The sequence below is a fragment of the Micrococcus sp. R8502A1 genome, assembly GCF_006704135.1.
Classification (GTDB): Bacteria; Actinomycetota; Actinomycetes; order Actinomycetales; family Micrococcaceae; genus Micrococcus; species Micrococcus luteus.
In genome coordinates this window covers 1-890 of the sequence record NZ_VIGS01000108.1, presented here as the reverse complement: position 1 = coordinate 890, position 890 = coordinate 1, and the positions used below count along the sequence as shown (strand labels likewise).

Here is an 890-nt window from a genome sequence, read left to right as displayed (position 1 = left end):
CTATCCCGTCGTGAAGGACCTGGCCCGCGACGGGATTCCCGTGAAACTCTCCTGCCGGGTCCTCGGGTTCTCCCGTCAGGCCTACTACCAGTGGCTGGCCGAACCTGTCAGCGAGCGGGAATGGTCCGACGCGCATGCCGCCAACGCCGTCTTCGATGCCCATGCCGATGACCCGGAGTTCGGATACCGGTTCCTGGCTGACGAGCTCCGCGGCCGTGGCTTGTCCGTGTCGGACCATCAGGTGTTGAAGGCCTGTCGGCTCGTGAAGGTCCGCTGCTGCCACTCGGTCCGTCGCGGCTCGGGCAAGCGTCCTGGCCCTGTCGTTCATGATGGTCTGGTTCGTCGTGAGTTCCGCGCTGAGAAGCCGAACCAGCTGTGGCTCACGGACATCTCAGAGCATTGGGCCGGGGATTCCAAGCTCTATCTCTGCGCGGTCAAGGACGTGTTCTCGAACCGGATCGTGGGCTACTCGATCGATCGGCGGATGAGCTCGCAGCTGGCTGTGGATGCCCTGCAGATGGCTCTGGCCCGGCGCGGAGGAAAAGCCGGCGTCCAGGGCTGCCGGGTGCATTCGGATCGTGGGTCGCAATTTCGAGCCAGGCGATTCGTGGAGACGCTCCGGGTCAACGGCCTGGTCGGGTCGATGGACAGGGTCGGTGCTGCTGGGGACAACGCGGCGATGGAATCCTTCTTCGCGCTGTTGCAGAAGAACGTGTTGAATCGGCGTCGCTGGGAGTCCTTCGACCAGCTCCGGCTCGCGATCGTGAGCTGGATCGAGCGGACCTATCACCGCCGTCGTAGGCAGGCCCGTCTCGGGAAGCTCACCCCTGTCGAGTTCGAGATGGTTCAATCAGTCCAGGCGGCTGCCGCCGCCTGATAACTCGTGTCAA

General features: G+C 64.2%; 1 protein-coding gene. It reads left to right on the top strand.

What is annotated here, in order from left to right; genetic code table 11:
* Nucleotides 1–877: IS3 family transposase (locus FLM69_RS11255; protein WP_220125182.1), on the top strand; the 877-nt coding region annotated here is incomplete at its 5' end.
* Nucleotides 878–890 lie beyond the last annotated feature (13 nt).